Source organism: Pseudomonas sp. NPDC012596 (assembly GCF_042902325.1).
GTDB lineage: Bacteria > Pseudomonadota > Gammaproteobacteria > Pseudomonadales > Pseudomonadaceae > Aquipseudomonas.
Window position 1 is genome coordinate 1 of record NZ_JBIBEB010000021.1, and the last position, 23,342, is coordinate 23,342.

19 protein-coding genes are annotated in these 23,342 nt (G+C 63.5%); 14 read left to right on the forward strand and 5 right to left on the reverse strand.

Annotation, left to right across the window (positions count from 1 at the left end):
• Positions 1 to 228 precede the first annotated feature (228 nt).
• Positions 229 to 1,149 (forward strand): drug/metabolite exporter YedA, encoded by a 921-nt coding sequence (gene yedA, locus ACFY68_RS22075; RefSeq protein ID WP_387531729.1) that lies wholly within the window; start codon positions 229 to 231, stop codon positions 1,147 to 1,149.
• Positions 1,150 to 1,204: 55 nt separating this feature from the next.
• The gene (locus ACFY68_RS22080; protein ID WP_387531732.1) at positions 1,205 to 2,524 is read left to right on the forward strand and encodes a DEAD/DEAH box helicase; all 1,320 of its coding nucleotides are present in this window, start codon (positions 1,205 to 1,207) and stop codon (positions 2,522 to 2,524) included.
• 36 nt (positions 2,525 to 2,560) lie between these two features.
• Here ACFY68_RS22080 and ACFY68_RS22085 read toward each other — a convergent pair whose 3' ends face one another.
• A complete protein-coding gene (locus tag ACFY68_RS22085; protein WP_387531735.1) occupies positions 2,561 to 3,802 on the reverse strand; it encodes a TIGR03862 family flavoprotein in 1,242 nt (413 codons plus the stop codon).
• Positions 3,803 to 3,950: 148 nt separating this feature from the next.
• Positions 3,951 to 4,865, reverse strand: a complete 915-nt coding sequence (locus ACFY68_RS22090; RefSeq protein ID WP_387531738.1) for a histone deacetylase — start codon at positions 4,863 to 4,865, stop codon at positions 3,951 to 3,953.
• A gap of 112 nt (positions 4,866 to 4,977) precedes the next feature.
• Between ACFY68_RS22090 and ACFY68_RS22095 the strand changes: the two genes are divergently transcribed.
• The 4 genes from ACFY68_RS22095 to ACFY68_RS22110 all read left to right on the forward strand — a co-directional run bounded on the left by ACFY68_RS22095 (position 4,978) and on the right by ACFY68_RS22110 (position 8,233).
• Positions 4,978 to 5,550 carry a GNAT family N-acetyltransferase gene (locus ACFY68_RS22095; RefSeq protein ID WP_387531740.1) on the forward strand — a complete coding sequence of 191 codons (573 nt, stop codon included), beginning with the start codon at positions 4,978 to 4,980 and terminating at the stop codon, positions 5,548 to 5,550.
• Positions 5,551 to 5,641: 91 nt separating this feature from the next.
• The gene (gene tesB / locus ACFY68_RS22100) at positions 5,642 to 6,511 is read left to right on the forward strand and encodes an acyl-CoA thioesterase II (RefSeq protein WP_387531743.1); all 870 of its coding nucleotides are present in this window, start codon (positions 5,642 to 5,644) and stop codon (positions 6,509 to 6,511) included.
• Positions 6,508 to 7,098, forward strand: a complete 591-nt coding sequence (locus ACFY68_RS22105; RefSeq protein ID WP_387531746.1) for an HAD family hydrolase — start codon at positions 6,508 to 6,510, stop codon at positions 7,096 to 7,098. Before tesB ends, ACFY68_RS22105 begins: the two co-directional genes overlap by 4 nt.
• 124 nt (positions 7,099 to 7,222) lie before the next feature.
• Entirely contained in the window at positions 7,223 to 8,233 is a 1,011-nt protein-coding gene (locus ACFY68_RS22110; RefSeq protein ID WP_387531749.1) for an NAD(P)-dependent alcohol dehydrogenase, read from the forward strand.
• Positions 8,234 to 8,434: 201 nt separating this feature from the next.
• On the opposite strand, the gene ACFY68_RS22115 is transcribed toward ACFY68_RS22110, so the two are convergent.
• On the reverse strand, positions 8,435 to 9,133 hold the full coding sequence (locus ACFY68_RS22115) for a FadR/GntR family transcriptional regulator (RefSeq protein ID WP_387531752.1): 699 nt from the start codon (positions 9,131 to 9,133) through the stop codon (positions 8,435 to 8,437).
• A 263-nt stretch (positions 9,134 to 9,396) separates the two neighbouring features.
• Here ACFY68_RS22115 and ACFY68_RS22120 point away from each other — a divergent pair, with 263 nt between their 5' ends.
• Both ACFY68_RS22120 and gudD read left to right on the forward strand, forming a co-directional pair.
• Complete coding sequence (locus ACFY68_RS22120) at positions 9,397 to 10,749, forward strand: MFS transporter (RefSeq protein ID WP_346614573.1); 1,353 nt, start codon at positions 9,397 to 9,399, stop codon at positions 10,747 to 10,749.
• 19 nt (positions 10,750 to 10,768) lie between these two features.
• Positions 10,769 to 12,124, forward strand: coding sequence for a glucarate dehydratase (gene gudD, locus ACFY68_RS22125; RefSeq protein WP_387531755.1), 1,356 nt, complete (start codon positions 10,769 to 10,771; stop codon positions 12,122 to 12,124).
• A 233-nt stretch (positions 12,125 to 12,357) separates the two neighbouring features.
• Here the strand turns inward: gudD and ACFY68_RS22130 are convergent, their stop codons facing one another.
• Positions 12,358 to 13,245: a LysR substrate-binding domain-containing protein gene (locus tag ACFY68_RS22130; protein WP_387531758.1), complete on the reverse strand. Its 888-nt coding sequence runs from the start codon at positions 13,243 to 13,245 to the stop codon at positions 12,358 to 12,360.
• Between the two features lie 99 nt (positions 13,246 to 13,344).
• On the opposite strand from ACFY68_RS22130, the gene ACFY68_RS22135 reads away from it, so the two are divergent.
• The 4 genes from ACFY68_RS22135 to ACFY68_RS22150 all read left to right on the forward strand — a co-directional run bounded on the left by ACFY68_RS22135 (position 13,345) and on the right by ACFY68_RS22150 (position 19,032).
• Positions 13,345 to 14,286: a 2-hydroxyacid dehydrogenase gene (locus ACFY68_RS22135; RefSeq protein ID WP_387531761.1), complete on the forward strand. Its 942-nt coding sequence runs from the start codon at positions 13,345 to 13,347 to the stop codon at positions 14,284 to 14,286.
• A 148-nt stretch (positions 14,287 to 14,434) separates the two neighbouring features.
• Positions 14,435 to 15,778 (forward strand): MFS transporter, encoded by a 1,344-nt coding sequence (locus tag ACFY68_RS22140; protein WP_346614570.1) that lies wholly within the window; start codon positions 14,435 to 14,437, stop codon positions 15,776 to 15,778.
• Between the two features lie 677 nt (positions 15,779 to 16,455).
• Positions 16,456 to 17,847 carry an amino acid permease gene (locus ACFY68_RS22145; protein ID WP_387531764.1) on the forward strand — a complete coding sequence of 464 codons (1,392 nt, stop codon included), beginning with the start codon at positions 16,456 to 16,458 and terminating at the stop codon, positions 17,845 to 17,847.
• A 141-nt stretch (positions 17,848 to 17,988) separates the two neighbouring features.
• The gene (locus tag ACFY68_RS22150) at positions 17,989 to 19,032 is read left to right on the forward strand and encodes a YhcG family protein (protein WP_387531767.1); all 1,044 of its coding nucleotides are present in this window, start codon (positions 17,989 to 17,991) and stop codon (positions 19,030 to 19,032) included.
• Between the two features lie 9 nt (positions 19,033 to 19,041).
• Here ACFY68_RS22150 and ACFY68_RS22155 read toward each other — a convergent pair whose 3' ends face one another.
• Positions 19,042 to 19,911, reverse strand: coding sequence for a LysR family transcriptional regulator (locus ACFY68_RS22155; protein ID WP_387531770.1), 870 nt, complete (start codon positions 19,909 to 19,911; stop codon positions 19,042 to 19,044).
• A gap of 399 nt (positions 19,912 to 20,310) precedes the next feature.
• Between ACFY68_RS22155 and ACFY68_RS22160 the strand changes: the two genes are divergently transcribed.
• A complete protein-coding gene (locus ACFY68_RS22160; RefSeq protein WP_387531773.1) occupies positions 20,311 to 21,849 on the forward strand; it encodes an MFS transporter in 1,539 nt (512 codons plus the stop codon).
• Between the two features lie 444 nt (positions 21,850 to 22,293).
• On the forward strand, positions 22,294 to 23,325 hold the full coding sequence (locus ACFY68_RS22165; RefSeq protein ID WP_387531776.1) for a hypothetical protein: 1,032 nt from the start codon (positions 22,294 to 22,296) through the stop codon (positions 23,323 to 23,325).
• Positions 23,326 to 23,342: the final 17 nt, after the last annotated feature.

The window sequence follows — 23,342 nt, forward strand, 5'->3', positions numbered from 1 at the left end:
CGCGAAGCGCCGCGCGGGCGGCGCTCGATCTCAAAGGCGCTGAAGATCCCAAGGCAAGCGCTTCGCGAAGCGCCGCGCGGGCGGCGCTCGATCTCGAACTCCCCAAAAACCCTCAGCCATGCACCCCCGATGTGTGCCGCTCAATTAATCCCGTTTTGTAACTTAAGTTCGCCTAAACGACTTCCTAAACTAGGCCACCCGTAAACGGATTTTTTCGAGTCTTCCACCATGCCTGCCTCCCGCCGCTTCCCGTTATTGCTCATCGGCGCCTTCCTGGCCTTGTACCTGGTCTGGGGTTCTACCTACCTGTTCATCCGCATCGGCGTCGAATCCTGGCCACCCATGCTCATGGCAGGGGTGCGCTTTGTTATCGCCGGTGGCCTGCTTTACGGGTTCTTGCGCTGGCGGGGTGTGCCGGCGCCGACCTGGCCGCAATGGCGGGCGGCTGGGGCGGTTGGCTTTCTGCTGCTTAGCTGCGGTAATGGCGGGGTAACCGTGGCCGAACACGCGGGTGTTGCCTCGGGTGTGGCGGCGCTGGCGGTGGCCACGGTGCCACTGTTCACGCTGTTGTTCGGCCTGTTGTTCGGCCACCGCAATTCGCGCCTGGAATGGGCCGGCATCCTGCTTGGCCTGCTCGGCATCGGCTTGCTCAACCTGGGTTCCAACCTGCAGGCCAGCCCCATCGGCGCAGCGCTGATTGTGTTCGCTGCCGCCTCCTGGGCGTTTGGTTCGGTCTGGAGCAAAAGCCTGCCATTACCCCAGGGCCCGATGGCCAGCGCTGCAGAAATGCTGGTGGGTGGTGCGGCGCTGCTGCTCGGCAGCGCACTCTCGGGCGAGCGCATGACCCAGATGCCGACGGCGGCCGGGTGGGGCGCGTTGGCCTACCTGGTGTTGTTCGGCTCGATCCTGGCCTTCAGTGCCTACATGTACCTGCTGAAGAATGTGCGGCCCGCTGCGGCCACCAGTTATGCCTACGTTAACCCGGCGGTCGCGGTGTTGCTGGGCATCGTCTTTGCCGGTGAGCAGATTGGTGCCGAGGAATGCCTGGCAATGGCGGTGATCATCGGCGCCGTGGTGCTGATCGGCCTGCCGCAGTGGCGCAAGCCGGCAGCGCCCGAGCAACCGCTGGAAGGCGAAATCTGCAAGTAAGCCGGGGTGTTGCGGTAAACTTGCCACCTTCGCTGAACCCCCTGACGGTATTGCCATGAATTTCGCCAAACTCGGCCTGATCGAACCGTTGCTGCGCACCTTGCAGCAACTGGCCTACACCACCCCGACCCCAGTCCAGGCCCAGGCCATTCCCGCGGTGCTGGCCGGCCGCGACCTGATGGCCGCAGCCCAGACCGGCACCGGCAAGACCGCCGGCTTTGCCCTGCCGGTGCTGCAGCGCCTGGCCCTGGAAGGGGAGAAGGTGGCCAGCAACTCGATCCGCGCGCTGGTGCTGGTGCCTACTCGCGAATTGGCCGAGCAGGTGCACAACAATGTGCGTGAATATGCCGAAAACCTGCCGCTGAGCACCTACGCCGTGTACGGCGGGGTCAGCATCAACCCGCAGATGATGCGCCTGCGCCGCGGTGTCGACCTGTTGGTGGCCACCCCGGGCCGCCTGCTCGACCTGTTCCGCCAGAATGCAGTGAAGTTCAACCAGGTTCAGACCCTGGTGCTCGACGAAGCCGACCGCATGCTCGACCTGGGCTTTGCCGAAGAGCTGCAATCGGTGTACGCAGCACTGCCGCGCAAACGCCAGACGCTGTTGTTCTCTGCCACCTTCTCCGACCAGATCCGCGTGCTGGCCGGGCTGGCGCTGAATGACCCGCTGAGCATCGAAGTCAGCCCACGCAACGCTGCCGCCACCACGGTCAAGCAGTGGTTGGTACCGGTGGACAAGAAACGCAAGGCTGACCTGTTCTGCCACCTGCTGCGCAAGCAGCGCTGGACACAGGTGCTGGTGTTCGCCAAGACCCGCAACGGCGTGGACCAACTGGTCGAGCGCCTGCTGGCCGAGGGGGTGAACGCCGACGGTATTCACGGCGACCGCCCGCAAGCCACCCGCCAACGTGCGCTGGACAGCTTCAAGGCCCGTGAAATTCAGGTGCTGGTCGCCACTGACGTGGCCGCACGTGGCCTGGACATCGACGACCTGCCGCTGGTGGTCAACCTCGACTTGCCGATCGTTGCCGAAGATTACGTGCACCGTATCGGCCGCACGGGCCGTGCCGGCAACAAGGGTGAGGCGATCTCGCTGGTGTGCGCCGATGAAGTGCAGCAACTGGCAGCGATCGAAACGCTGATCCGCCAGACGTTGCCGCGCCATGAAGAGCCGGACTTCATCCCGGATCACCGGGTGCCGATGACCGATGCCAGTGGCCAGGTGATCAAGAAGCCGAAGAAACCGAAGAAGCCGAAAGAAAACAGCGCCAAGCGCGGTTTGGGGCGGTGGATGGACAGCGGCGACGAGGCACCGGTCAAGGCGGTGCGTAAAGTGCCGAGCTTCAACACCGGGCCGAAAAAGCGCAAGCCTTGAGGATGTTGGGGCCGCAAAAGCGGCCCCGGCTTTGTGTCAGGCAGACCGCGCCAGCCAATCCGCCGCCGCCCGCCCGGCCCGCAACCCACTGGCAAAGCACGCGGTCAACAGATACCCCCCAGTCGGCGCTTCCCAGTCCAGCATCTCACCGGCACAGAACACCCCAGGCATCCCCTTCACCATCAATCCCTCATCCAACCCCTCGAAGCGCACGCCACCGGCACTGCTGATGGCCTCGTCCAGTGGCCGCGTGCGCAACAGCGTAATCGGCAACGCCTTGATTGCCCGTGCCAGTGCAGCCATATCGGCAAACGTCGCTTGATCAGTCAGCTCACGTAATAGCGCCGCCTTCACGCCATCGATGCCCAACTGACTGTGCAGGTGCTTGGCCATCGACCGTGAGCCACGTGGTTTGGCAAGGGCCTGGGCAATCTTGTCCACAGGCTTGTCCGGTAGCAGGTCGAGCAGCAGCGTGGCCTGGCCCTTGTGGTTGATGGCTTCGCGCAGCGGCGCCGACCAGGCATACACCAGGCTGCCTTCGACACCCTGTGCGGTAAGGATGAACTCGCCTTTGCGCGGCGCCTTGCCGGGTACGCTCAGGGCAATGTTCTTCAGCGGTGCGCCGGCGAATTTGCCTTTCAGCAGCTCACTCCAGCCCGCCACTTCAAAACCGCAGTTGCTCGCCTGCAGCGGTGAGATATCCACAGCCCGCTCGGCCAGCAGTGGCTGCCAGGCGCCGTCCGAGCCAAGCCTTGCCCAGCTGCCTCCACCCAACGCCAGTACCAGCACATCGGCCTTTACGCTCAACTCACCCTGTGGATAAGCCAGCCGCAAGCTGCCGTCGGCATTCCACCCCAGCCAGCGGTGACGGGTGTGGATAACTACTCTACTGTCGCGCAGGCGCTTGAGCCAGGCGCGCAGCAGCGGCGCGGCTTTCATGTCGGTGGGGAACACGCGGCCAGAGGTGCCGACGAAGGTTTCGATACCCAGGCCGTGGATCCACTGGCGCAGGGCATCGGCATCGAAGCCCTGCAGCAGCCGGCCAATCGCGTCCTGGCGCTCGGCATAGCGCGCAACGAACTGTGGATAAGGTTCCGAATGGGTGATGTTCATGCCGCCGACACCTGCCAGCAGAAACTTGCGACCCACCGATGGCATGGCGTCGAACACCTGCACGGCCAGGCCTTGCTGGGCCAGCGCTTCGGCGGCCATCAAACCGGCAGGGCCCCCGCCGATGACGACGGCGAGGGGAGGGGATGCGGGGCGTAAATCGGACATGGTGGGCGACAGGCTGTGGAAAAGTTACGCATTCTAGCGCAGCCGCGCCTATGGAAGCACTGAACAAAAAATGATCAGCCTGCTGCAGGCCACGCTGGCTTTGGGCTGCAGCCCCTTTCACTCAGGTTATCCACAAGCGGTTCCACAGTCATTGTGAACAACTGATGACCTTTGCCGCGCTGTGGTGAAGGATGCCGTGGCGCCTGGCCAGCGCTTCGCGGTCCTTGCTGTAGCCGCCGCCGATTACGCCGACCACTGGAATATCCCGCCCCAGGCAATGGCGCATGACCAGCTCGTCGCGCGCGGCCAGGCCGGCATCGGTGAGCTGCAGGTAGCCGAGGGCATCGTCCTTGTGCACGTCCACCCCCGCGTCGTACAGCACCAGGTCGGGCTGGTACAGCGGCAACAGGTAGTTGAGCGCATCCTCCACCACCTTCAGGTAGGCCGCATCGCCCATGCCGCGAGGCAAGGGGATGTCCCAGTCGCTGTGGGCCTTGCGTGCCGGGAAGTTCTGTTCGCAGTGCAGCGATACAGTGATGGCGTCAGGCGTGTCCTGCAGGATGCGCGCCGTGCCGTCGCCCTGATGCACGTCGCAATCGAAGATCAGCACCCGGTGCACGCGGCCGGCTTCCAGCAGGTAACGGCTGATTACCGCCAGGTCGTTGAAGATGCAGAAACCTGCCGGGTGGTCGTAGTGGGCGTGGTGAGTGCCGCCTGCCAGGTGGCAGGCAAGGCCGTGCTGCAGGGCCATCTCGGCGGTCAGCAGCGAGCCACCCACTGCGCGCACGGTGCGCCGGGCCAAGGCCTCGCTCCACGGCAGGCCCAGGCGGCGCTGGTCCTCGCGTGACAGCTCGCCGTTCATGTAGCGTTCGATGTAGCCGCGGTCGTGGGCCAGGGCGAGGATGTCGTTGGGGCAGATTTCCGGGCGCAGCAGGGCCTGGTCGGTGGTCAGCCCGCTGTCGACAAGGTGGTCGCGCAACAGGCGGAACTTGTCCATCGGGAAGCGATGCTCGGGCGGGAACTCCGGGCTGTAGTCATCGTGGTAGATCAGCGGCAACGGCATGGTGGGTTCGCAATCGGGGCCAACGCTGATCTTGCCAGTTGTTGGCGGGTGGGTAAAAGCGTGCGCCGCGCCTACGCTGTAAACTGCAGGACAGTAAAACCGGAGCACGCCCATGACCCCCATCCTCGAACTGGACAGCGCACGCCTGGTGTTGCGCCAATGGCAGGACGACGACTTGCGCGAGTTCGCTGCCATGTGCGCCGACCCGCACGTCATGCGCTACTTCCCTGCACCCCTGACGCGGCTGGAGGCGGCGGCGCTTATCGGCAGGATTCGCGGGCATTTCAGCGAGTACGGTTTCGGTCTGTGGGCGCTGGAGCGCAAGGACAGCGGTGCCTTCATCGGCATGACCGGCCTGCTCAATGTCAACTTCGAGGCGCCCTTTGCACCGGCGGTGGAGATCGGCTGGCGCCTGGCCCGGCGCCATTGGGGCCTGGGTTTTGCCAGCGAGGCGGCGTGGACCTGCCTGCGTTGTGCCTTCGCCCAATTGCGCCTGGAGGAAGTGGTGTCGTTCACTAGCGAGAGCAATTTGCCGTCGCAGAAGGTCATGCAGGCCATCGGCATGGTGCAGGACCTGCAGGGCAGTTTCGAGCACCCGCGCCTGCCCAGTGGCCACCCCTTGCGCCCTCACGTGCTGTACCGCATCGACCGTGCCCGTTGGGAGCAGACCCTGCGCACTGAATGAGCCGCCATGCGGAGTACCCATGACAAACCCTGTATCATTCGCCTTCATGAAAGCGCTGTAGAGCTGTGATGCCTTGCTAGGAGAACCCCCGATGAGTCATGTGTTGGACGACCTGGTCGACCTGTTGAGCCTCGAGTCGATCGAGGAGAACCTGTTCCGTGGGCGCAGCCAAGACCTGGGCTTCCGCCAGCTGTACGGCGGCCAGGTGCTGGGCCAGTCACTGTCGGCGGCCAGCCAGACGGTCGAGGACGCGCGCCACGTGCATTCGCTGCACGGCTACTTCCTGCGCCCGGGCGACGCCAGCTTGCCGGTGGTGTACTCGGTCGACCGGGTGCGTGATGGCGGCAGTTTCAGCACCCGCCGGGTAACGGCCATCCAGAAGGGCCAGCCTATCTTCACCTGCAGCGCGTCGTTCCAGTACGACGAGCAGGGCTTCGAGCACCAGGCGCAGATGCCTGATGTGGTCGGGCCGGAGAACCTGCCCAGCGAGGTCGAACTGGCCCGCGCCATGGCCGACCAGTTGCCTGAGCGCATCCGTGACAAGGTGCTGTGCGCCAAGCCGATCGAGATTCGCCCGGTCACCGAGCGCGACCCGTTCAACCCCAAGCCCGGCGACCCGGTGAAGTACGCCTGGTTCCGCGCGGACGGCAACCTGCCGGACATCCCGGCGCTGCACAAGTACCTGCTGGCCTACGCCTCGGACTTCGGCCTGCTGACCACTTCGCTGCAGCCCCATGGCAGGTCGGTATGGCAGCGCGATATGCAGATCGCCAGCCTCGACCATTCGCTGTGGTTCCACGGCAACCTGCGCGCCGATGACTGGCTGCTGTACGCCACCGACAGCCCCTGGGCTGGCAACGCCCGTGGCTTCTGCCGGGGCAGCATCTACAACCGCGCCGGGCAACTGGTGGCCTCGTCCGCCCAGGAAGGCCTGATCCGCCACCGCAAGGACTGGGCATGAGCCTGGCCGATATCCGTAACTGGGTGTTCGACATGGACGGCACCCTCACCGTGGCGGTGCACGATTTTGCCGCCATCCGCGAGGCGCTGGAGATTCCGCCCGAGGACGACATCCTCACCCACCTGGCAGCGCTGTCGGCGGCGGAGGCTGCAGCCAAGCATGCCTGGCTGCTGGAGCACGAGCGCGACCTGGCGGTTGCTTCGACCGCCGCCACAGGTGCGGTGGAGTTGGTGCGCGAGCTGGCGGGGCGGGGTTGCCGGCTGGGCATTCTCACCCGCAACGCGCGTGAGCTGGCGCATGTCACGCTGGAAGCGATCGGCCTGGCGGACTGCTTCGCCGTCGAGCATATCCTTGGCCGTGACGAGGCAGCGCCAAAGCCCAACCCGGACGGCTTGCTGAAGATCGCCAGCTCCTGGGGCGTGGCGCCGAGCGAACTGGTGATGGTGGGCGACTACCGTTTTGATCTGGATTGCGGGCGAGCGGCGGGGGCGCGTACGGTGCTGGTGAACCTGCCGGACAACCCGTGGCCGGAGCTTGTGGACTGGCATGCCGCAGATTGCCGGGCTTTGCGGGCGTTGTTGGGCTGAATTTTCTTGAGTCAGTGCGGGCCTCATCGCGGGCAACGCAGCATCTGTAGGAGCGGGCTTGCCCGCGATGAGGCCCGCACTGTCTATGCTCAACCCCAGTCTTTTCCCAAATGGAGAACCCGCCATGACCCATAAAGCCATCTACGTCCAACCCGGCGGCGGCTACGACAAGGTCGAAGTCGGCACCCACGACGCCGCCGCGCCCCAGGCCGGCGAGATCACCGTGCGCTTGCACGCCAGCTCCCTCAACTACCATGACTTCGCCGTGGTCAGCGGCATGTGGGGCCCGAGCGAGCGGCGTATTCCCATGGCCGATGGCGCTGGCGAAGTAACTGCGGTCGGCGCCGGCGTGAGCGAGTTCAAGGTCGGCGACAACGTGGTCAGCACCTTCTTCCCTGACTGGCTCGACGGCCAGGCGCTGGTCGAAGGCTTCGCCAGCGTGCCGGGCGATGGCATCGATGGCTATGCCCGTGAGCAAGTGACCGCCCGCGCCACCTCTTTTACCTTGGCGCCCAAAGGCTACAGCCATGCCGAGGCCGCTACACTCACCACCGCCGGCCTTACTGCCTGGCGCGCGCTGATGAGCGACGACCACCTCAAACCCGGTGACACCGTGCTGGTGCAAGGCACCGGCGGCGTGTCGATCTTTGCCCTGCAGTTCGCCAAGCTGGCGGGCGCCACGGTCATCGCCACCTCGTCCAGCGACGCCAAGCTCGAACGGCTGAAGGCCCTGGGTGCCGACCACCTGATCAACTACAAGACCACCCCGGCCTGGGGCGATAAGGTGCGTGAGCTCACCGGCAACCGTGGCGTCGATCATGTGATCGAAGTAGGCGGGCCGGCGACGTTGGAGCAGTCGATGATCGCAGCAAAAATCGGTGGGCATTTGTCGTTGATCGGCATCCTCACCGGCGTTGCGGGGCAGCTGCCGTTGGTGCAGGCACTGGTGCGGCAGATCCGCCTGCAAGGGGTGCTGGTGGGCAGCCGTGCGCAGCAGCAGGCGATGGTCCGGGCAATCGATGCCAACGGGCTGCGGCCGGTGGTGGATAAACACTTCGAGCTGGAGCAGATCGTCGAAGCGTTCCGTTATCAAGAGAGCAACCGGCATTTCGGCAAGATCTGCCTGACCTGGTGATGGGCTTGTGTTGACACGGTCATTGAAGCGGCCCGGCATTGTTGGGGCTGCTTTGCAGCCCTATCCGACCGGTCCGGCGCCCCGGCGAGGCCGCTCCCACAGAAGACCGCATCGGCTCAAGCCCTATGCACTACCTGTGGGAGCTGGCTTGCCAGCGATGAGGCCCGCCCAGGCAACACAAGACAGCCGCTTGCCAGCGGCCTAATCCGGCAGCAGCCGGTCCCGGCTGTTGGACAGGTGCAAGCAGATCGCCGCCCGGGCTGCATCCGGGTCTTGCCGGCGGATGGCGTTGAGGATTGCCTCATGCTCGAGGTTGGCCAGGTACGCATGCCGGGCAAGCTTAGCCCCGGCTCGTTCGGCGATGGCCATGCGGTTGCGCGGGATCAGGCCATTGCCCAACTGCGCCATCATCTCGCTGAAATACAAATTGCCCGTGGCCTCGGCGATCAGCAGGTGGAAGCGCCGGTCCGCTTCGATGCAACTGTCACCCGCGGCGGCCAGGTCCTGGTAATCGTCCAATGCCCGGCGCATACGCAGCAGTTGCTCGTCATTGCGCCGGGTGGCGGCCAGGGCCGCGGCCTGGCCTTCCAGGCCGATGCGCAGCTCCAGCAGGTCGCGCACGCTGGCGGCATTCTCCACACCTACCCGCAGGCCGGCCTGCGCTGGGCGCGCCATCACGAACGTGCCGATACCGTGGCGCGGCTCCACCAGGCCTGAGGCCTGCAACTTCGACAAGGCTTCGCGCACCACGGTGCGGCTGACGCCGTGTTCGCGCACGAGGGTGTTTTCCGACGGCAGTTTGTCGCCTGGTTTGAAGGTCCCCAGCAGGATTTGCTGGGTCAGGCTGGAGACCAGGTCGTGGGCGCGGCTGTGGCCGTATTTGCGTGGCGGCTGGGACATGAGACTTCATCCGACAGGTGATTCAACTTGTACGACAAGCTAGCGGATAAAAATAATTTCTGCTGCTTTTTTCGTTGCATGGCGTAAAGGCAACAAACGATTTCGGTGCTAATTCGCAGCATTTATGCGTTTTATCAGCTTGTATTTTGCCTTTTGAGCGCTAACTGGCATCTTGTCGTACAACCGCCGCACGCCTATGCTCTGGCCCACTGTCATGCAAGACCCCTCGACCCGCACAAAAACAATTAGTGGGAGATCCACCTGTGAACGACACCCTCGATCCGTCTGCCCGGGCTGGCGGCGACGTGCTGGCCAGCGCCGTGGCCAAGGTCAAGCGCCACGTCCTGCCGCTGTTCGTCATCATGTTCATCGTCAACTACCTTGACCGCGTCAACATCGGCTTCGTCCGCCCGCACCTGGAAAGCGACCTGGGCATCAGTGCCGCGGCCTATGGGTTTGGCGCCGGGCTGTTCTTCATCGGCTACGCGCTGTTCGAAGTGCCCTCCAACATGCTGTTGCAACGCGTCGGTGCGCGCCTGTGGCTTACCCGCATCATGTTCACCTGGGGGCTGGTGGCCACGGCCATGGCCTTTGTGCAGACCGAAACCCAGTTCTACGTTCTGCGCTTTCTGCTCGGCGTTGCCGAAGCCGGCTTCTTCCCTGGGGTGATCTACTACTTCACCCGCTGGCTGCCTGCGGCCGAGCGGGGCAAGGCGATTGCCATCTTCCTCAGCGGCTCGGCGCTGGCTTCGCTGATCTCCGGCCCCTTGGCTGGCGCGCTGATGCAGATCCAGGGCCTGGGCATGCACGGTTGGCAGTGGATGCTGTTCATCGAAGGCATGGCGTCGGTCACCCTGTGCTTCTTCGTGTTCTTCTGGCTGGACTCCAAACCGCATGACGCCAAGTGGCTGAGCAAGGCCGAGCAAGATGCGCTGGTGGCAACCATCGACCGCGAGCAGCGTGAGCGCGAGGCGGTTGGTACGCTCAAGGTGTCGTCCTGGAGCCTGCTCAAGGACCGCCAGATCGTGCTGTTCTGCCTGATCTACTTCTGCATCCAGCTGACCATCTACGCCGCGACCTTCTGGCTGCCGAGCATCATCAAGCGCATGGGCGACCTGAGCGATTTGCAGGTCGGGTTCTTCAACTCGATCCCCTGGTTGATCTCGATCCTGGCCATGTACGCCTTCGCCGCCGGCTCGGCACGCTGGAAGTTCCAGCAGGCATGGGTGGCCGGTGCGCTGGTGATCGCGGCCATCGGCATGTTCATGTCGACCACGGGCGGGCCGGTGTTCGCTTTTGTTGCGGTGTGTTTTGCCGCCATCGGCTTCAAGTCGGCCTCGTCGCTGTTCTGGCCGATCCCCCAGGGCTACCTGGATGCGCGCATCGCCGCGGCGGTAATCGCCCTGATCAACTCGGTCGGCAACCTTGGCGGCTTCGTCGCCCCCACTACCTTCGGCCTGCTGGAGCAGCAGACCGGGTCGATCCAGGGCGGGCTGTACGGCCTGGCCGTGACCTCGGTGCTGGCGGCCATTGCAGTGTTCTTCGTCCGCCTTCGCCCCAAGGGCGCCCCTTCCAATGAGCTCAAGGCGCCCTCGGCCCTGGGCCAGACCCACTGATGACTGCGAGATGACAACCATGAATATGCAGACCACGCCCGCCCTTCACACCAGCACCCCTGTGGTCACCGACCTGCGCGTGATCCCGGTGGCCGGCCATGACAGCATGCTGCTCAACCTCAGTGGTGCCCATGGCCCATTCTTCACCCGCAACATCGTGGTGCTGCGCGACAGCGCCGGCAATACCGGCCTGGGTGAAGTGCCCGGTGGCGAGAAGATCCGCCAGACCCTCGAAGACGCCCGCAGCCTGGTGGTCGGCCAGCCGATCGGCCACTACCAGCGCGTGCTCAATGCCATGCGCCAGGCCTTCGCCAACCGCGATGCGGGTGGCCGTGGCCTGCAGACCTTCGACCTGCGGATCACCGTGCACGCGGTGACCGCCATCGAATCAGCGCTGCTGGACCTGCTCGGCCAGCACCTCAACGTGCCGATGGCGGCGCTGCTCGGCGAAGGGCAGCAACGCGATGCGGTGAAGATGCTCGGCTACCTGTTCTACATCGGCGACCGCCAGCAGACCGACCTGGCCTACCGCAACGAGGCCGATGCCGATGACGACTGGTTCCGTGTGCGCCACGAAAAGGCCCTGACCCCAGAAGCGGTGGTGCGCCTGGCTGAGGCGGCCAAGCAGCGTTACGGCTTCAGCGACTTCAAGCTCAAGGGTGGCGTGCTGCGTGGCGAAGAGGAGATGGAAGCCGTGACGGCCCTGGCCGAACGCTTCCCTGAAGCGCGCATCACCCTCGACCCCAATGGCGCCTGGTCATTGAAAGAGGCCATCGCGCTGTGCCGCGACAAGCACGATGTGCTGGCTTACGCAGAAGACCCATGCGGCGCCGAGAACGGCTATTCCGGGCGCGAGGTGATGGCCGAGTTCCGCCGCGCCACCGGGCTGCCGACCGCCACCAACATGATTGCCACCGACTGGCGGCAGATGGGGCATGCGATCCAGCTGCAGTCGGTGGACATCCCCCTGGCCGACCCACACTTCTGGACCTTGCAGGGCTCGGTGCGGGTGGCGCAGATGTGCAACGACTGGGGGCTGACCTGGGGTTCGCACTCGAACAACCACTTCGATATTTCCCTGGCGATGTTCACCCAGGTGGCAGCGGCGGCGCCGGGCGAGATCACTGCCATCGACACCCACTGGATCTGGCAGGACGGCCAGCGCCTGACCCGTGACCCGCTGCGCATCCTCGACGGCCATGTGCGCGTGCCCGAGCGCCCGGGGCTGGGTGTGGAACTGGATGAAGACCAACTGGCCAAGGCCCATGAGTGCTACCGCAGCATGGGGCTGGGGGCGCGGGATGATGGCGTGGCGATGCAGTTCTTGATCCCTGGGTGGACGTTCGATAACAAACGGCCTTGCCTGGTGCGGTGAGGCTCAAGGCCTCATCGCCGGCAAGCCGGCTCCCACAAGTCCGCCGCCGCTCTGAGAGCAGTGTTGTACCTGTAGAAGCCGGCTTGCCGGCGATTGGGCACACCACAGCTCAGCGGGCTGCGAGGTACCTGTAGGAGCCGGCTTGCCGGCGATGGGGCACACCACAGCTCTGAAGGCTGCGAGGGACCTGTAGGAGCCGGCTTGCCGGCGATTGGGCTGCACAGCAGCCCCCTTCACCCTGCCTCGAAAAACGCCCGCGCCATTGCCACAAACGCTCCCAACACCGGGTTCGGATTATCCCGGCAATACGCCAAAAAAATCTCCGCCTGCTGGTCCGTCCCCACCAGCGGCCTGAACACCACCTGCTCCAACCGCAACGCCTGCGCCGAAGCAGGCACCACCGCACACCCCAGCCCGACATTCACCAACCCCAGAATCGAATGCGTCTGTCCAAGTTGATGCAGGTAACGCGGCTGCACCTCGTGCCGGGCAAACAGATTAGCAAGGCGGTCATGGAAGTAACGCCCTTCGCTAGCGCTATACATCACGAATGGCTGCCCATCGAAGTCGCTCGGCCTGAGGCGCTCGCGCGTCGCCAGCGGATGCTGGGCGGGCAGGGCGGCGACGAAGGGCTCGCGATAGATCGGCAGGTATTCCACACGCCCGCTGGGCAGCACCTGGCGCACCAGGCCGACATCGATCAGGCCTGCCTCCAGGTCATGCACCTGGGTGGCGGAGATCCGCTCGCTGAGCACCAATTCGATGTCGGGCACAGTCTGGCCCGCGTGCACCAGCAGGCGCGGGATCATGCTGTACGCACCGACCGCGGTGAAGCCCAGCGTCAGCCGGCCGGCCTCGCCATGGGCAATGCGCCGCGCCGACTGGCTGGCCGACTCGGCGATTTGCAGAATACGCCGCGCGTCTTCCAGAAAGTTCTGCCCGGCCAGGGTGAGCCGCGCCTGGCGGTTGTTGCGTTCAAGCAGCAGCACCCCGAGCGAATGCTCCAGCAACTGGATCTGCCGGCTCAGCGGTGGCTGGGTCATGTGCAGGCGGGTAGCGGCGCGGCCGAAGTGCAGCTCCTCGGCGACGGCCACGAAACAGCGCAACTGGTGCAGCTCCATGATTCAATTCCTGAATTATTCGATCCAGGATCTATATTAGACCTGTATCGAATGCCGGCCTAGGATCGACTCATGACCTTGAACTGCCGGATGCGAACGATGAACGAGCACACCGTCGAACTGTTGCTGACTCAACCCGTCCCCGATGCCATCGATGCGCAGTTGGTCAGCGCCTATCAAGTGCATCGCCTGTACCAGCATGACAACCCGCAACAGCTGCTGGAGGAGTGCGGGCCGCGCATTCGTGGGGTCGTTACCGGCGGCGCCAAGGGCCTGGCCAATGCCTTGATGGATCAACTGCCCGCGCTGGAAATCATCGCCATCAGTGGCATCGGCACCGACGCTGTCGACCTGCAGCACGCGGCGAAACGCGGCATTCACGTGACCACCACCCCCGGTGTGCTCACCGCCGATGTGGCCGATATGGCGATGGGCTTGATCCTCAGCACCTTGCGCCGCCTGGGCGAGGGCGAACGGCTGGTGCGCGACGGCCTGTGGGGCACGGTCAACCTGCCGCTGGCGCGCAAGGCCAGCGGCATCGAACTGGGTATCGTCGGCCTGGGGCAGGTGGGCCAGGCCATTGCCCGCCGCGCGGCCGCCTTCGACATGCGCATTGCCTACAACGGGCGCCGTGAACAGCCAGGCTGCGGCTACCGCTTTGTCGCCGACCTGGTCGAGCTGGCGCGCTCGGTGGATGTGCTGGTGGTGGCGGCCTCTGCCGATGGCGGCAAGGTGCTGGTGACCGCTGAGGTGCTCGATGCGCTGGGCCCGGAGGGTTACCTGATCAACGTGGCGCGCGGCAAGTTGGTGGATGAGCACGCGCTGGTGGAGGCGTTGCGCGAACAGCGGATTGCCGGTGCCGGGCTGGATGTGTTTGTCGATGAGCCGCATGTGCCGCCAGCTTTGCGTGACCTCAACAACGTGAGCCTGCAGCCGCACCGTGGCAGCGCCACCCTGCAGACCCGGCTGGAAATGGGCCGCATGGTGCTGGCCAACCTGGCGGCCTGTTTCCGCGGCGAGGTGCCACCTAACTGCGCGTAACGCCTGGCACAGGCACCGCGCTGTACCCCAGGGCGCTGCAACTACTGTGGGAGCCGGCTTGCCGGCGATAGGGCCAGTTGCGACACCCCAAGGCCACACCTTCTTTCCACAAGAACAATCGCTTCCACCGAGAAGCAAGAGGGTTCACATGAACAGCAAATCCGCCGTAGCCGCACCGCAGGCGGTGGCCGCGATCGGCCGCCATCGCTTCCTGGTGCTGGCGCTGATCTTCGTCATCACCGTGATCAACTACGCCGACCGCGCCACCCTGTCGATCACCGGCACCGAGGTACTCAACGACCTCGGCCTCGACCCGGTCATGCTAGGCATGATCTTCTCCGCGTTCGCCTGGGCCTACGCCCTCGGCCAGGTGCCAGGTGGCTGGCTGCTGGACCGCTTCGGTGCGCGGCGCGTGTACGGCATCAGCCTGATCCTCTGGTCATTGTTCACGTTGCTGCAGGGCACGGTCGGCTGGATGGGCCTGGCAGGCGTGTCGGCGGCGGTTGCGCTGTTCTCCATGCGCTTCATGCTCGGCCTGGTGGAGTCGCCTGCCTTCCCGGCCAACTCGCGCATCGTCAGCTGCTGGTTCCCCACCCGCGAGCGCGGCACCGCGTCGGCGATGTTCAACTCGGCGCAGTACATGGCGGTGGTCGTGTTCGCGCCGCTGATGGCGTGGATGACCCACACCCTGAGCTGGGAGCAGGTGTTCATCTGGATGGGCGTGCTTGGGTTAGTGTTGAGCGTGGTGTGGTTCCGCCTTTACCACGAACCGCACAGTGCACCCGGGCTGAGCCGTGAAGAACTCGACTACATGCGCGAGGGCGGCGCACTGGTCGACCTGGAAAAAGAACGCAAGACGGCCAAGAGCAAGCCGACCCGCGCCGAACTCGCGCTGCTGTTCACCAGCCGCAACCTATGGGCGGTGTACCTGGGCCAGTACTGCATCACCGCGCTCACCTACTTCTTCATCACCTGGTTCCCGATCTACCTGATCAAGGGCCGTGGCATGACCATCATGGAAGCCGGCTGGGTCGCGGCGCTGCCCGCCATCTGCGGCTTTACTGGTGGCATTCTCGGCGGCTTCGTCTCCGACTGGTTGATCCGCCGTGGCGTGCACCCGTCCAGGGCGCGCAAGACCCCCTTCGTGATCGGCATGGCGTTATCCACCACCCTGGTGCTGGCCAACTATGTCGACAGCAACGCCGCCGTGATCGCCATGATGACCCTGGCCTTCTTCGGCAAAGGCCTGGCGGCGGTGGGCTGGGCGGTGCTCTCGGACGTGGCGCCGAAGAAAATGGTCGGCCTGTGCGGGGGCGTGTTCAACGGCATCGGCAACATCGCCGGCATCATCACCCCGCTGGTGATCGGCTACGTGGTGGCCAGCACCGGCTCGTTCCACAACGCACTCTGGTTCGTGGCCGCCCATGGCGTGCTGGGGATCCTCGCTTACCTGTTGCTGGCCAGGCGCTTCGAGCGTACCGGGCAGGCGTAGGCAGACGCCTTGGCAACAGAGGCCCCGGGAGACCGGGGCTTTTTTGTGGGGGCTGGAAATCGCTTTTGACAGTGCCGGCCCTTTCGCGGGGCAAGCCCGCTCCCACAGTTACACCACTGCCCCTGAGAGCAGTGCAGTACCTGTGGGATTACAGGTACACCACTGCCCCTGAGAGCAGTGCAGTACCTGTGGGATCACAGGTACACCACTGCCCCTGAGAGCAGTGCAGTACCTGTGGGATCACAGGTACACCACTGCCCCTGAGAGCAGTGCAGTACCTGTGGGATCACAGGTACACCACTGCCCTTGGAAGCAGTGCAATACCTATGTGGGAGCGGGCTTGCCCCGCGAAGAGGCCAGCCGGCACAACGCATATCCAGATGAAAAACGGAACCTTCAATTGGCCAGCAGGCGCATTTGGATACGCCATTCACGACATCTGGCGTTTATGGAAATGCGCTGTCGTGATCGAACAGTTCCGAGGCGTTCTCGTGTAATTTCCCACAGCCTCACGGGGCTTAAATGAAACCCGAACTGCACGGACACCCTGTGCTGTGACGCGTGCCAGAGATCAACAACAGTGCGCATACAAGGTGTCGACTTATTGATTTCAAAGGAGATATTTTCGCCTACGCCTGCCCGTCCTTCCTTGTGTCAGCAAAAAGAGAACAACATCAATGAACACCGTGGGATCTGATGGCAACCTTGCACAAGGTTTCAAGCCACGTCATGTAACGATGCTGTCCATCGCGGGCATCATCGGTGCCGGACTATTCGTCGGCTCCGGGCACGCCATTGCGGCGGCCGGGCCAGCCACCATTGTTTCTTACTTCGTGGCCGGCACCTTGGTAGTGCTGGTGATGCGCATGCTCGGCGAAATGGCCGTGGCGCATCCCGACACCGGCTCGTTCTCCACCTACGCCGACCAGGCCATTGGCCGCTGGGCCGGCTACACCATCGGCTGGCTGTACTGGTGGTTCTGGGTGCTGGTGATCCCGATCGAAGCGCTGGCCGCAGGGCATGTGCTTAACGCCTGGTTCCCGCAGGTGGACAGCTGGATCTTCGCCCTGGCGTCGGTATTGCTGCTGGCCGGCACCAACCTGTTCAGCGTGGCCAAGTACGGTGAGTTCGAGTTCTGGTTCGCCATCCTCAAGGTCACGGCCATTCTCTGCTTCATCGGCGCCGGCTTCGCCGCCCTGATGGGCTGGCTGCCCGACCGCGAGGTCAGCGGCCTGAGCGGGTTGATGAAGGAGTACGGCGGCTTTGCGCCGAACGGCTGGTCTGCCGTGATCGGTGCGTTCATCACCGTGATGTTCAGCTTCATCGGCACCGAGGCCGTGACCATTGCCGCATCGGAATCCAGCGACCCCTCGCGCAACATCGCCAAGGCTACCCGCTCGGTGATCTGGCGCATCAGCACCTTCTACATCCTGTCGATCTTCGTGATCATCTCGATCGTGCCGTGGAACGACCCGCAGCTGGCAGTGGTGGGCTCGTACCAGCGTGCACTGGAAATCATGAACATCCCCAACGCCGGCTTCCTGGTCGACCTGGTGGTGCTGGTGGCGGTGACCAGCTGCATGAACTCATCGATCTACATCGCCTCGCGCATGATGTATTCGCTGGCCAAGCGCGGCGACGCCCCGGCCTTCCTGAAGCACACCTCCAAGGTCGGCGTGCCACGCGCTGCGGTGTTCGGCAGCACGCTGATCGGCGCTGCCATCGCAGTGCTCAACTACTTCGCACCCAAGGGCGTGTTCGAGTTCCTGCTGGCAAGCTCCGGCGCCATCGCCTTGCTGGTGTACATGGTCATCGCCATCTCCCAGCTGCGCATGCGCCGCCGCCTGGAGCGCGAGAACGCCCAGCTGAAATTCCGCATGTGGCTGTTCCCGTGGCTGACCTGGGCGGTGATCATTTTCATCGCTGGCGCGCTGGCGGTGATGATGTACACGCCAGAGCACCGGGCGGAGGTGAGTTCGACGCTTGGGCTGGCGATCGTGATCTCGTTCCTCGGCATCGTGACCTCGCGGGGGCATGCGCAGGCCGTGGCGGCGCGGTCGGTGGGGTGATTGGTTTACCTGGTAATAAGGGCAGGGCACCTAGGATGGGTGCCCTTTGCTTTTTGAAACAGTTCACTAGGGCTATTGGCCCCTGGAGCATGGCCTGCGGGCGTTAGACTTCACCCTGATTTTTGTACAGGGAATCGATTCATGCGCGCAAACAATCAAAACCTACAAGCGCCAATGTCCCCTCATGCGGCAGAGGAAGACCGCTTCGAAGAAATACTGACGTTGATCCAGAGTGCCAGGCAGCGTGCAGTACAAGCGGTGAACACCCAATTGATAGACCTGTATTGGCAGGTGGGTAGCTATATCAGTCACAAGCTGGAGCTGGCTGAATGGGGGGATTCAGTTGTGAACCAGTTGGCGCAACACTTGGCTCGGACGCAGCCGGGGTTGAGGGGCTTCACTCGGGCGAACTTGTTCCGGATGCGTCAATTCTATGAGGCTTATCGGCACGACGAAAAAGTCTCGGCACTGCTGAGACAATTGCCGTGGACGCACAATGTGATCATTCTCAGCCAGTGCAAGCTCCCACGTGAGCGTGAGTTTTATCTAACCATGGCCATTCATGAAAAATGGTCTAGCCGAGAGCTGGAGCGGCAGCTGAAGGCCTCGCGATTCGAGCGTAGCGTTTCGAGTCCAGTAAAAGTCTCGGCGCCGTTGAGACAGAATTATCCAGCGGCCATGGATGTTTTCCGTGATACCTACATGGTTGAGTTCCTCGGGTTGCCAGGAGACCACGCCGAAGCTGACCTGCATCGCGGGCTGATGCAACGTCTCAAAGAATTTCTGGTCGAGCTGGGCCGGGATTTCTGCTTCGTCGGCTCCCAGTATCCTTTGCAGGTCGGCAGCCGCGATTTCGCCTTGGACCTACTGTTTTTCCACCGGGGCCTTAACTGCCTTGTCGCCATTGAGCTCAAAGTCGGTCGTTTCGAACCCGAGTACCTGGGCAAGCTCGATTTCTATCTGGAGGCCTTGGACCGCAACGAGCGCAAGCCTCACGAAAACCCGGCTATCGGTGTACTGCTGTGTGCCAGCAAGGAGGATGAGGTGGTTGAGTACTCACTCAACCGCAGCTTGTCGCCGGCATTGATTGCTGAGTACCAGACGCGTTTGCCGGACAAGGCTTTGCTGCAAGCCAAACTGCATGAGTTCTACACGCTGGGCGCAGCCACGGTAGATGGCCCGTGAAGTTGCCGCTCAAATGCCCAGACTCATAATCTCGATGTACCTGTTCACCGCTGGCGCTTTCTCGAAGCGCCGGTGGAGCAGGCTCAACCACGAGCTGGCCGCACTGTCAGCGATCCGCCGGTAGTTCACCTGTGGCAGGCTGATGCGCTGCACCACCGACTCTGGCACCACCGCAATCCCTTGCCCCAGCGAGACCAAGGTAATCACCGCCACCAGGCTGCCAGGTTGCGGCCCCAGCCTTGGGACGAAGCCACCCTGCGCCGCGGCCTCCAGCGTGCCGGAAATCTGCTCTGGCAAAATGAAGGTCTCGTTGGCCAGGCGCGCCGCCGGAATCTGCGGCAGTTCGTTGATCCGCGAACTGGCAGGCAGGGCGAGCACGAAACCTTCCTGATGCAAGGCGATGGCTTCGAGTTCTTCTGGCAACTCCATCGGTGAGCGCACGTAGGCCAGGTCGAGCAGCCCATCACGCACCATGCCCGGTAGCTCGGCCATGGGCAGTTCCCGAATGTTCAGGCGCACGCCGGGGTGGGCAGCGCTGAAGCCGGTTACCTGACGCTGCAGCATGCCGGAGTAGGCCGCCGACGCAACGTAACCCAATTCGATGCTGCCACTTTCACCCCGCCCCGCACGTTGCGCCCCCAATTGCGCGGCATCGAACTGCCGCACCGCCTGGTCGGCCTCAATCAACAGCGCCTGCCCGGCCGCCGTCAGGTTGACCTCGCGCTGATTGCGCTCGAACAGCCGCACACCCAGCTCGCGTTCCATGTCCTGGATCTGCCGGCTGAGGGTCGGCGGGGCGATGCCCAGCTGCTCGGCGGCACGGGTGAAATGGCCGTGCCGGGCGACGCAGAGGAAGTAGCGGAAATGACGGATTTCCATGGGGCGGATGACCTGTGAGTTCGCTTCTTGAAACACTTGTACAGGGCTGTGCACCACAAGGGAACTGGCTGGCGGCGTTAGCGGTTTCACTCGTGCTGTTACCTGCAAGCTAATGATGCCGGCCGCTGGAGCTAACAATCTTTTGGGGTGGCGGCGTTAAGGTGAAGCCATCATCAAAAGGCGGGTGTCTTGGCGGCATAGCTTGCCTTTGAGATTGCCGGGGGCCGCTGCGTGCCCCATCGCCGGCAAGCCAGCGCCTACCTTTACAGCAGCGTGTGGAAGATCGGCGCATTACTGTGGGAGCTGGCTTGCCGGCGATGGGGCGCGTAGCGGCCCCGGCGATCTCAAAGGCGACAACCGTTCCCCAAGGCAACCCGCCCTGCCTTTTGGAGCCCCACCATGCCCTCTGCGCGTTTCACGCTACTGACCGCCTCCCTGGTCTGCGCCCTGATCATCCTCGACACCAACATCGTCGCCGTCAGCCTGCCCAGCATCGCCCGCGACCTGTCCGGTTCGTTCGCCGATATCGAATGGGTCGTCAGTGCCTACCTACTGGCCTTCGCCGCTTGCCTGCTGCCCGCGGGCAGCCTGGCCGACCGCTTCGGCCGCCAGCGCATGCTGCTGCTCGGCCTGGCCGTGTTCGGTGCCGCCTCCCTTGCCTGCGGCGCCGCCCCAAGCCTGCTGTTCCTCGACCTCGCCCGTGCCGCCAAAGGCATCGGCGCCGCCATGCTGCTGACCGCAGCACTGGCCGCCATCGGCCACCGCTTCCACGAACCCCAAGCACGCATGCGCGCCTGGGCCTTCTGGGGCGCCTGCATGGGCGCGACCATCACCTTCGCGCCACTGCTCGGCGGCGTAATCGCCAGCACCCTCGGCTGGCGCTGGATCTTCTACATCAACCTGCCGCTGGTGGCCGTGCTCGCCCTCATGGTGCTACGCAGCGTCGAAGAATCCCGCGACAGCGACGCCGCCCGGCTCGACCCCATGGGCAGCCTGACCTTCGCCGGCAGCCTCGGCTGCCTGATCTGGGCGATGATCGATGCCAACCAAGTCGGTTGGACCAGCGTAGACACCCTCGGCCGCTTGCTGATCAGCGCGTTCCTGTTCAGCCTGTTCATCATGGTCGAACGCAGCCAGCCACGGCCCATGATCGACCTGCAACTGATGCGCAGCGCCCGCTTCATCGGCGCCCTGCTCGGCATGTTCGCCTACGCCGCCTGCGCGCAGGTGATGATGACGCTGTTGCCGCTGTACCTGCAGAACGGGCTGCAATTGTCCGCGCTGGCGGCAGGGGCGGGCATGTTGCCGTTTGCAGTCGCCATGCTGCTGATGCCCCGGGTCGGCATGCGCCTGGCAGGCCGCTGGAGCCCGGCGCAGGTGTTTGCCCTGGGGCTGGTGTTGGTGGGAGTGGGGAATCTGTTGTGTGCCTGGGCGGTGGGGCAGGGCGGCTACCTGGCCTTCGCACTCGCCAGCATCGTGCTGGGGGCGGGGGCTGGGTTGCTGAATGGCGATACGCAGAAGAACATCATGGCGTGTGTGCCGCGCGAGCGGACCGGGATGGCTTCGGGGTTGAGTACGACTACCCGGTTTGGGGTGATCGTGATTGCTATAGGCGTGTTGGGTGGGGTGCTGGCGGCGCGCAGTGGGCAGTTGTTGCGGGACGCCTTGGCAGGGGTGGCGCCGGAGCAGTTGGGGAAGGTCAGTGGGATGGCTACTCGGGTTGCGGCGGGGGATTTGCAGGCTGCGTTGTCGTTGCTTGAGCCGGGGTTACGCGAGGTGGTGGCGCCGTTGGCGCGGGAAGCGTTTGCTGGGGGATTTGAGGCGGTGTTGGTGACGGCGGGGGTGGTGGCGCTGGTGTTTGCGGTGGTGGTGGGAGTACTGCTGGGGCGGCCGATCCCGGAGCAGGGGACGGCGGCATTGCAAAGCGCTCGGGGATAAAAAAGGCACCTGGGTTACCAGGTGCCTTTAACGTGTTTGGTGGGCCGGGGGAGGCTGAAATGGCTACCTATCTTATTGTAAAAGATACAAAATTATGAGTAATAAATCTTTTTGGAATACCACTTGGAATACTGCGGGGTCGGTTTGAGCAGGGAGGCAGAGATTGGTGGCGGGGGCCGATACCTTACCCCGTTAGCCTTCATTCGGACTCTTGCCACGCCAAAAAATTTAGGGGCTTTGGTCGTTTTATGCTGTGCAGTCGCCATCTTGTCGAGGAGGTCAATCGTATCTGTCCGGTCAATACGCCTTCCCGACTTTCCCGCCGGCGTTCAGGGTTGGCTAGTCAGGCTCATGCAGGCTGATGTACTCTCGCAGCACATGGTTGGATAGTGCTTATGAATACGCTGCGGCTTTGGATGCTTGTGAGCGGTTAGGATTGCTTGGATGCAATACTTTGAAATGGGTACGTTTTATGACGCGGTGCCTGCATGGGTAGCTGCTGCACTTGGCTTGGGTTACCGGTGGCGATCAGGAGACAGTAAGGCGCGACGCATCGGCCTGTTGTCGATGCCGTGCGAGTCGGAGGCTGCTGGTATCATCGCTCTCGGCGCCTTACGGAGCGATCTTGAGCGAACAGCAGCAAATCACATAGATACGCACTTCGATCTGTTGCTACGGGTATGTCGGGAGCGTGTTGCTGCCCGACTGCGTTACGAGAGCTCTTCCGACGTGCCCGCGTGGGATGTGCGTAACGTCCTTGACGACACCCTCTGGCGTTTTGCTGCCTACAATAGTGACTCGGATGCTATTGTTCTTGAACAGGCAAAGCACCGGACTGTCGTCAGGCAAAAGGGTAGAAAAATCCCTAACCCACACGGGGCTTGCAGCCGCTACATTATGCGGGGGCAGGCGATTGACTGGCAGTTGCGCAATTGCGCCTTGCCGCAGTTGCCTCCGGACGGTAAAGCGTTGGAGCACTTTGAGTATATCGATCTCCCAAATTGCTCCGGGCCTATCTTGGGTGAAAACCTGCACCGGTCCTATGACGGTCTGGTCTTGGTTGGCCAAGGAGCCGCACGTGACTCCAATTATATGCAGAAGTTTTATGCGTCGGGTTTCGCGTCAGCAAACCGCTTGCTTCCGCTGGGAGATTTACTGACTCTCCACCATGGCGAACGGAATTATATTCGGCGTTTGCGCTTCCTCAATGAACGTGCACATGAGGACGAAGCCGAACACGCAGCTTGGCTAGTGGTGGCCGATGGTATATCGGCGCTGCTCTGCGCGGAAAAATTGTTTCCTGCCAGTGACATCATCGGCGTTTGCAACCGCGACGCTTCTGTCGCGGCCATCTTCCAATTAAAGGAGTGGCTGAACAATATGATTCGCTACTACGCCGACATCGACAGCAGCAATTTCCTGTTGGGCGAGATGCCAGCCGGAATGCTGCTGCGCGTATTTCAACAGAGGCTGTGAGTATGCCTGTATCGACA

Coding starts and splice junctions, on each gene's coding strand:
- yedA (WP_387531729.1), top strand. CDS start 229: ATGCCTGCCTCCCGCCGCTTCCCGTTATTGCTCATCGGCGCCTTCCTG.
- ACFY68_RS22080 (WP_387531732.1), top strand. CDS start 1,205: ATGAATTTCGCCAAACTCGGCCTGATCGAACCGTTGCTGCGCACCTTG.
- ACFY68_RS22085 (WP_387531735.1), bottom strand. CDS start 3,802: ATGTCCGATTTACGCCCCGCATCCCCTCCCCTCGCCGTCGTCATCGGC.
- ACFY68_RS22090 (WP_387531738.1), bottom strand. CDS start 4,865: ATGCCGTTGCCGCTGATCTACCACGATGACTACAGCCCGGAGTTCCCG.
- ACFY68_RS22095 (WP_387531740.1), top strand. CDS start 4,978: ATGACCCCCATCCTCGAACTGGACAGCGCACGCCTGGTGTTGCGCCAA.
- tesB (WP_387531743.1), top strand. CDS start 5,642: ATGAGTCATGTGTTGGACGACCTGGTCGACCTGTTGAGCCTCGAGTCG.
- ACFY68_RS22105 (WP_387531746.1), top strand. CDS start 6,508: ATGAGCCTGGCCGATATCCGTAACTGGGTGTTCGACATGGACGGCACC.
- ACFY68_RS22110 (WP_387531749.1), top strand. CDS start 7,223: ATGACCCATAAAGCCATCTACGTCCAACCCGGCGGCGGCTACGACAAG.
- ACFY68_RS22115 (WP_387531752.1), bottom strand. CDS start 9,133: ATGTCCCAGCCGCCACGCAAATACGGCCACAGCCGCGCCCACGACCTG.
- gudD (WP_387531755.1), top strand. CDS start 10,769: ATGAATATGCAGACCACGCCCGCCCTTCACACCAGCACCCCTGTGGTC.
- ACFY68_RS22130 (WP_387531758.1), bottom strand. CDS start 13,245: ATGGAGCTGCACCAGTTGCGCTGTTTCGTGGCCGTCGCCGAGGAGCTG.
- ACFY68_RS22135 (WP_387531761.1), top strand. CDS start 13,345: ATGAACGAGCACACCGTCGAACTGTTGCTGACTCAACCCGTCCCCGAT.
- ACFY68_RS22140 (WP_346614570.1), top strand. CDS start 14,435: ATGAACAGCAAATCCGCCGTAGCCGCACCGCAGGCGGTGGCCGCGATC.
- ACFY68_RS22145 (WP_387531764.1), top strand. CDS start 16,456: ATGAACACCGTGGGATCTGATGGCAACCTTGCACAAGGTTTCAAGCCA.
- ACFY68_RS22150 (WP_387531767.1), top strand. CDS start 17,989: ATGCGCGCAAACAATCAAAACCTACAAGCGCCAATGTCCCCTCATGCG.
- ACFY68_RS22155 (WP_387531770.1), bottom strand. CDS start 19,911: ATGGAAATCCGTCATTTCCGCTACTTCCTCTGCGTCGCCCGGCACGGC.
- ACFY68_RS22160 (WP_387531773.1), top strand. CDS start 20,311: ATGCCCTCTGCGCGTTTCACGCTACTGACCGCCTCCCTGGTCTGCGCC.
- ACFY68_RS22165 (WP_387531776.1), top strand. CDS start 22,294: ATGCAATACTTTGAAATGGGTACGTTTTATGACGCGGTGCCTGCATGG.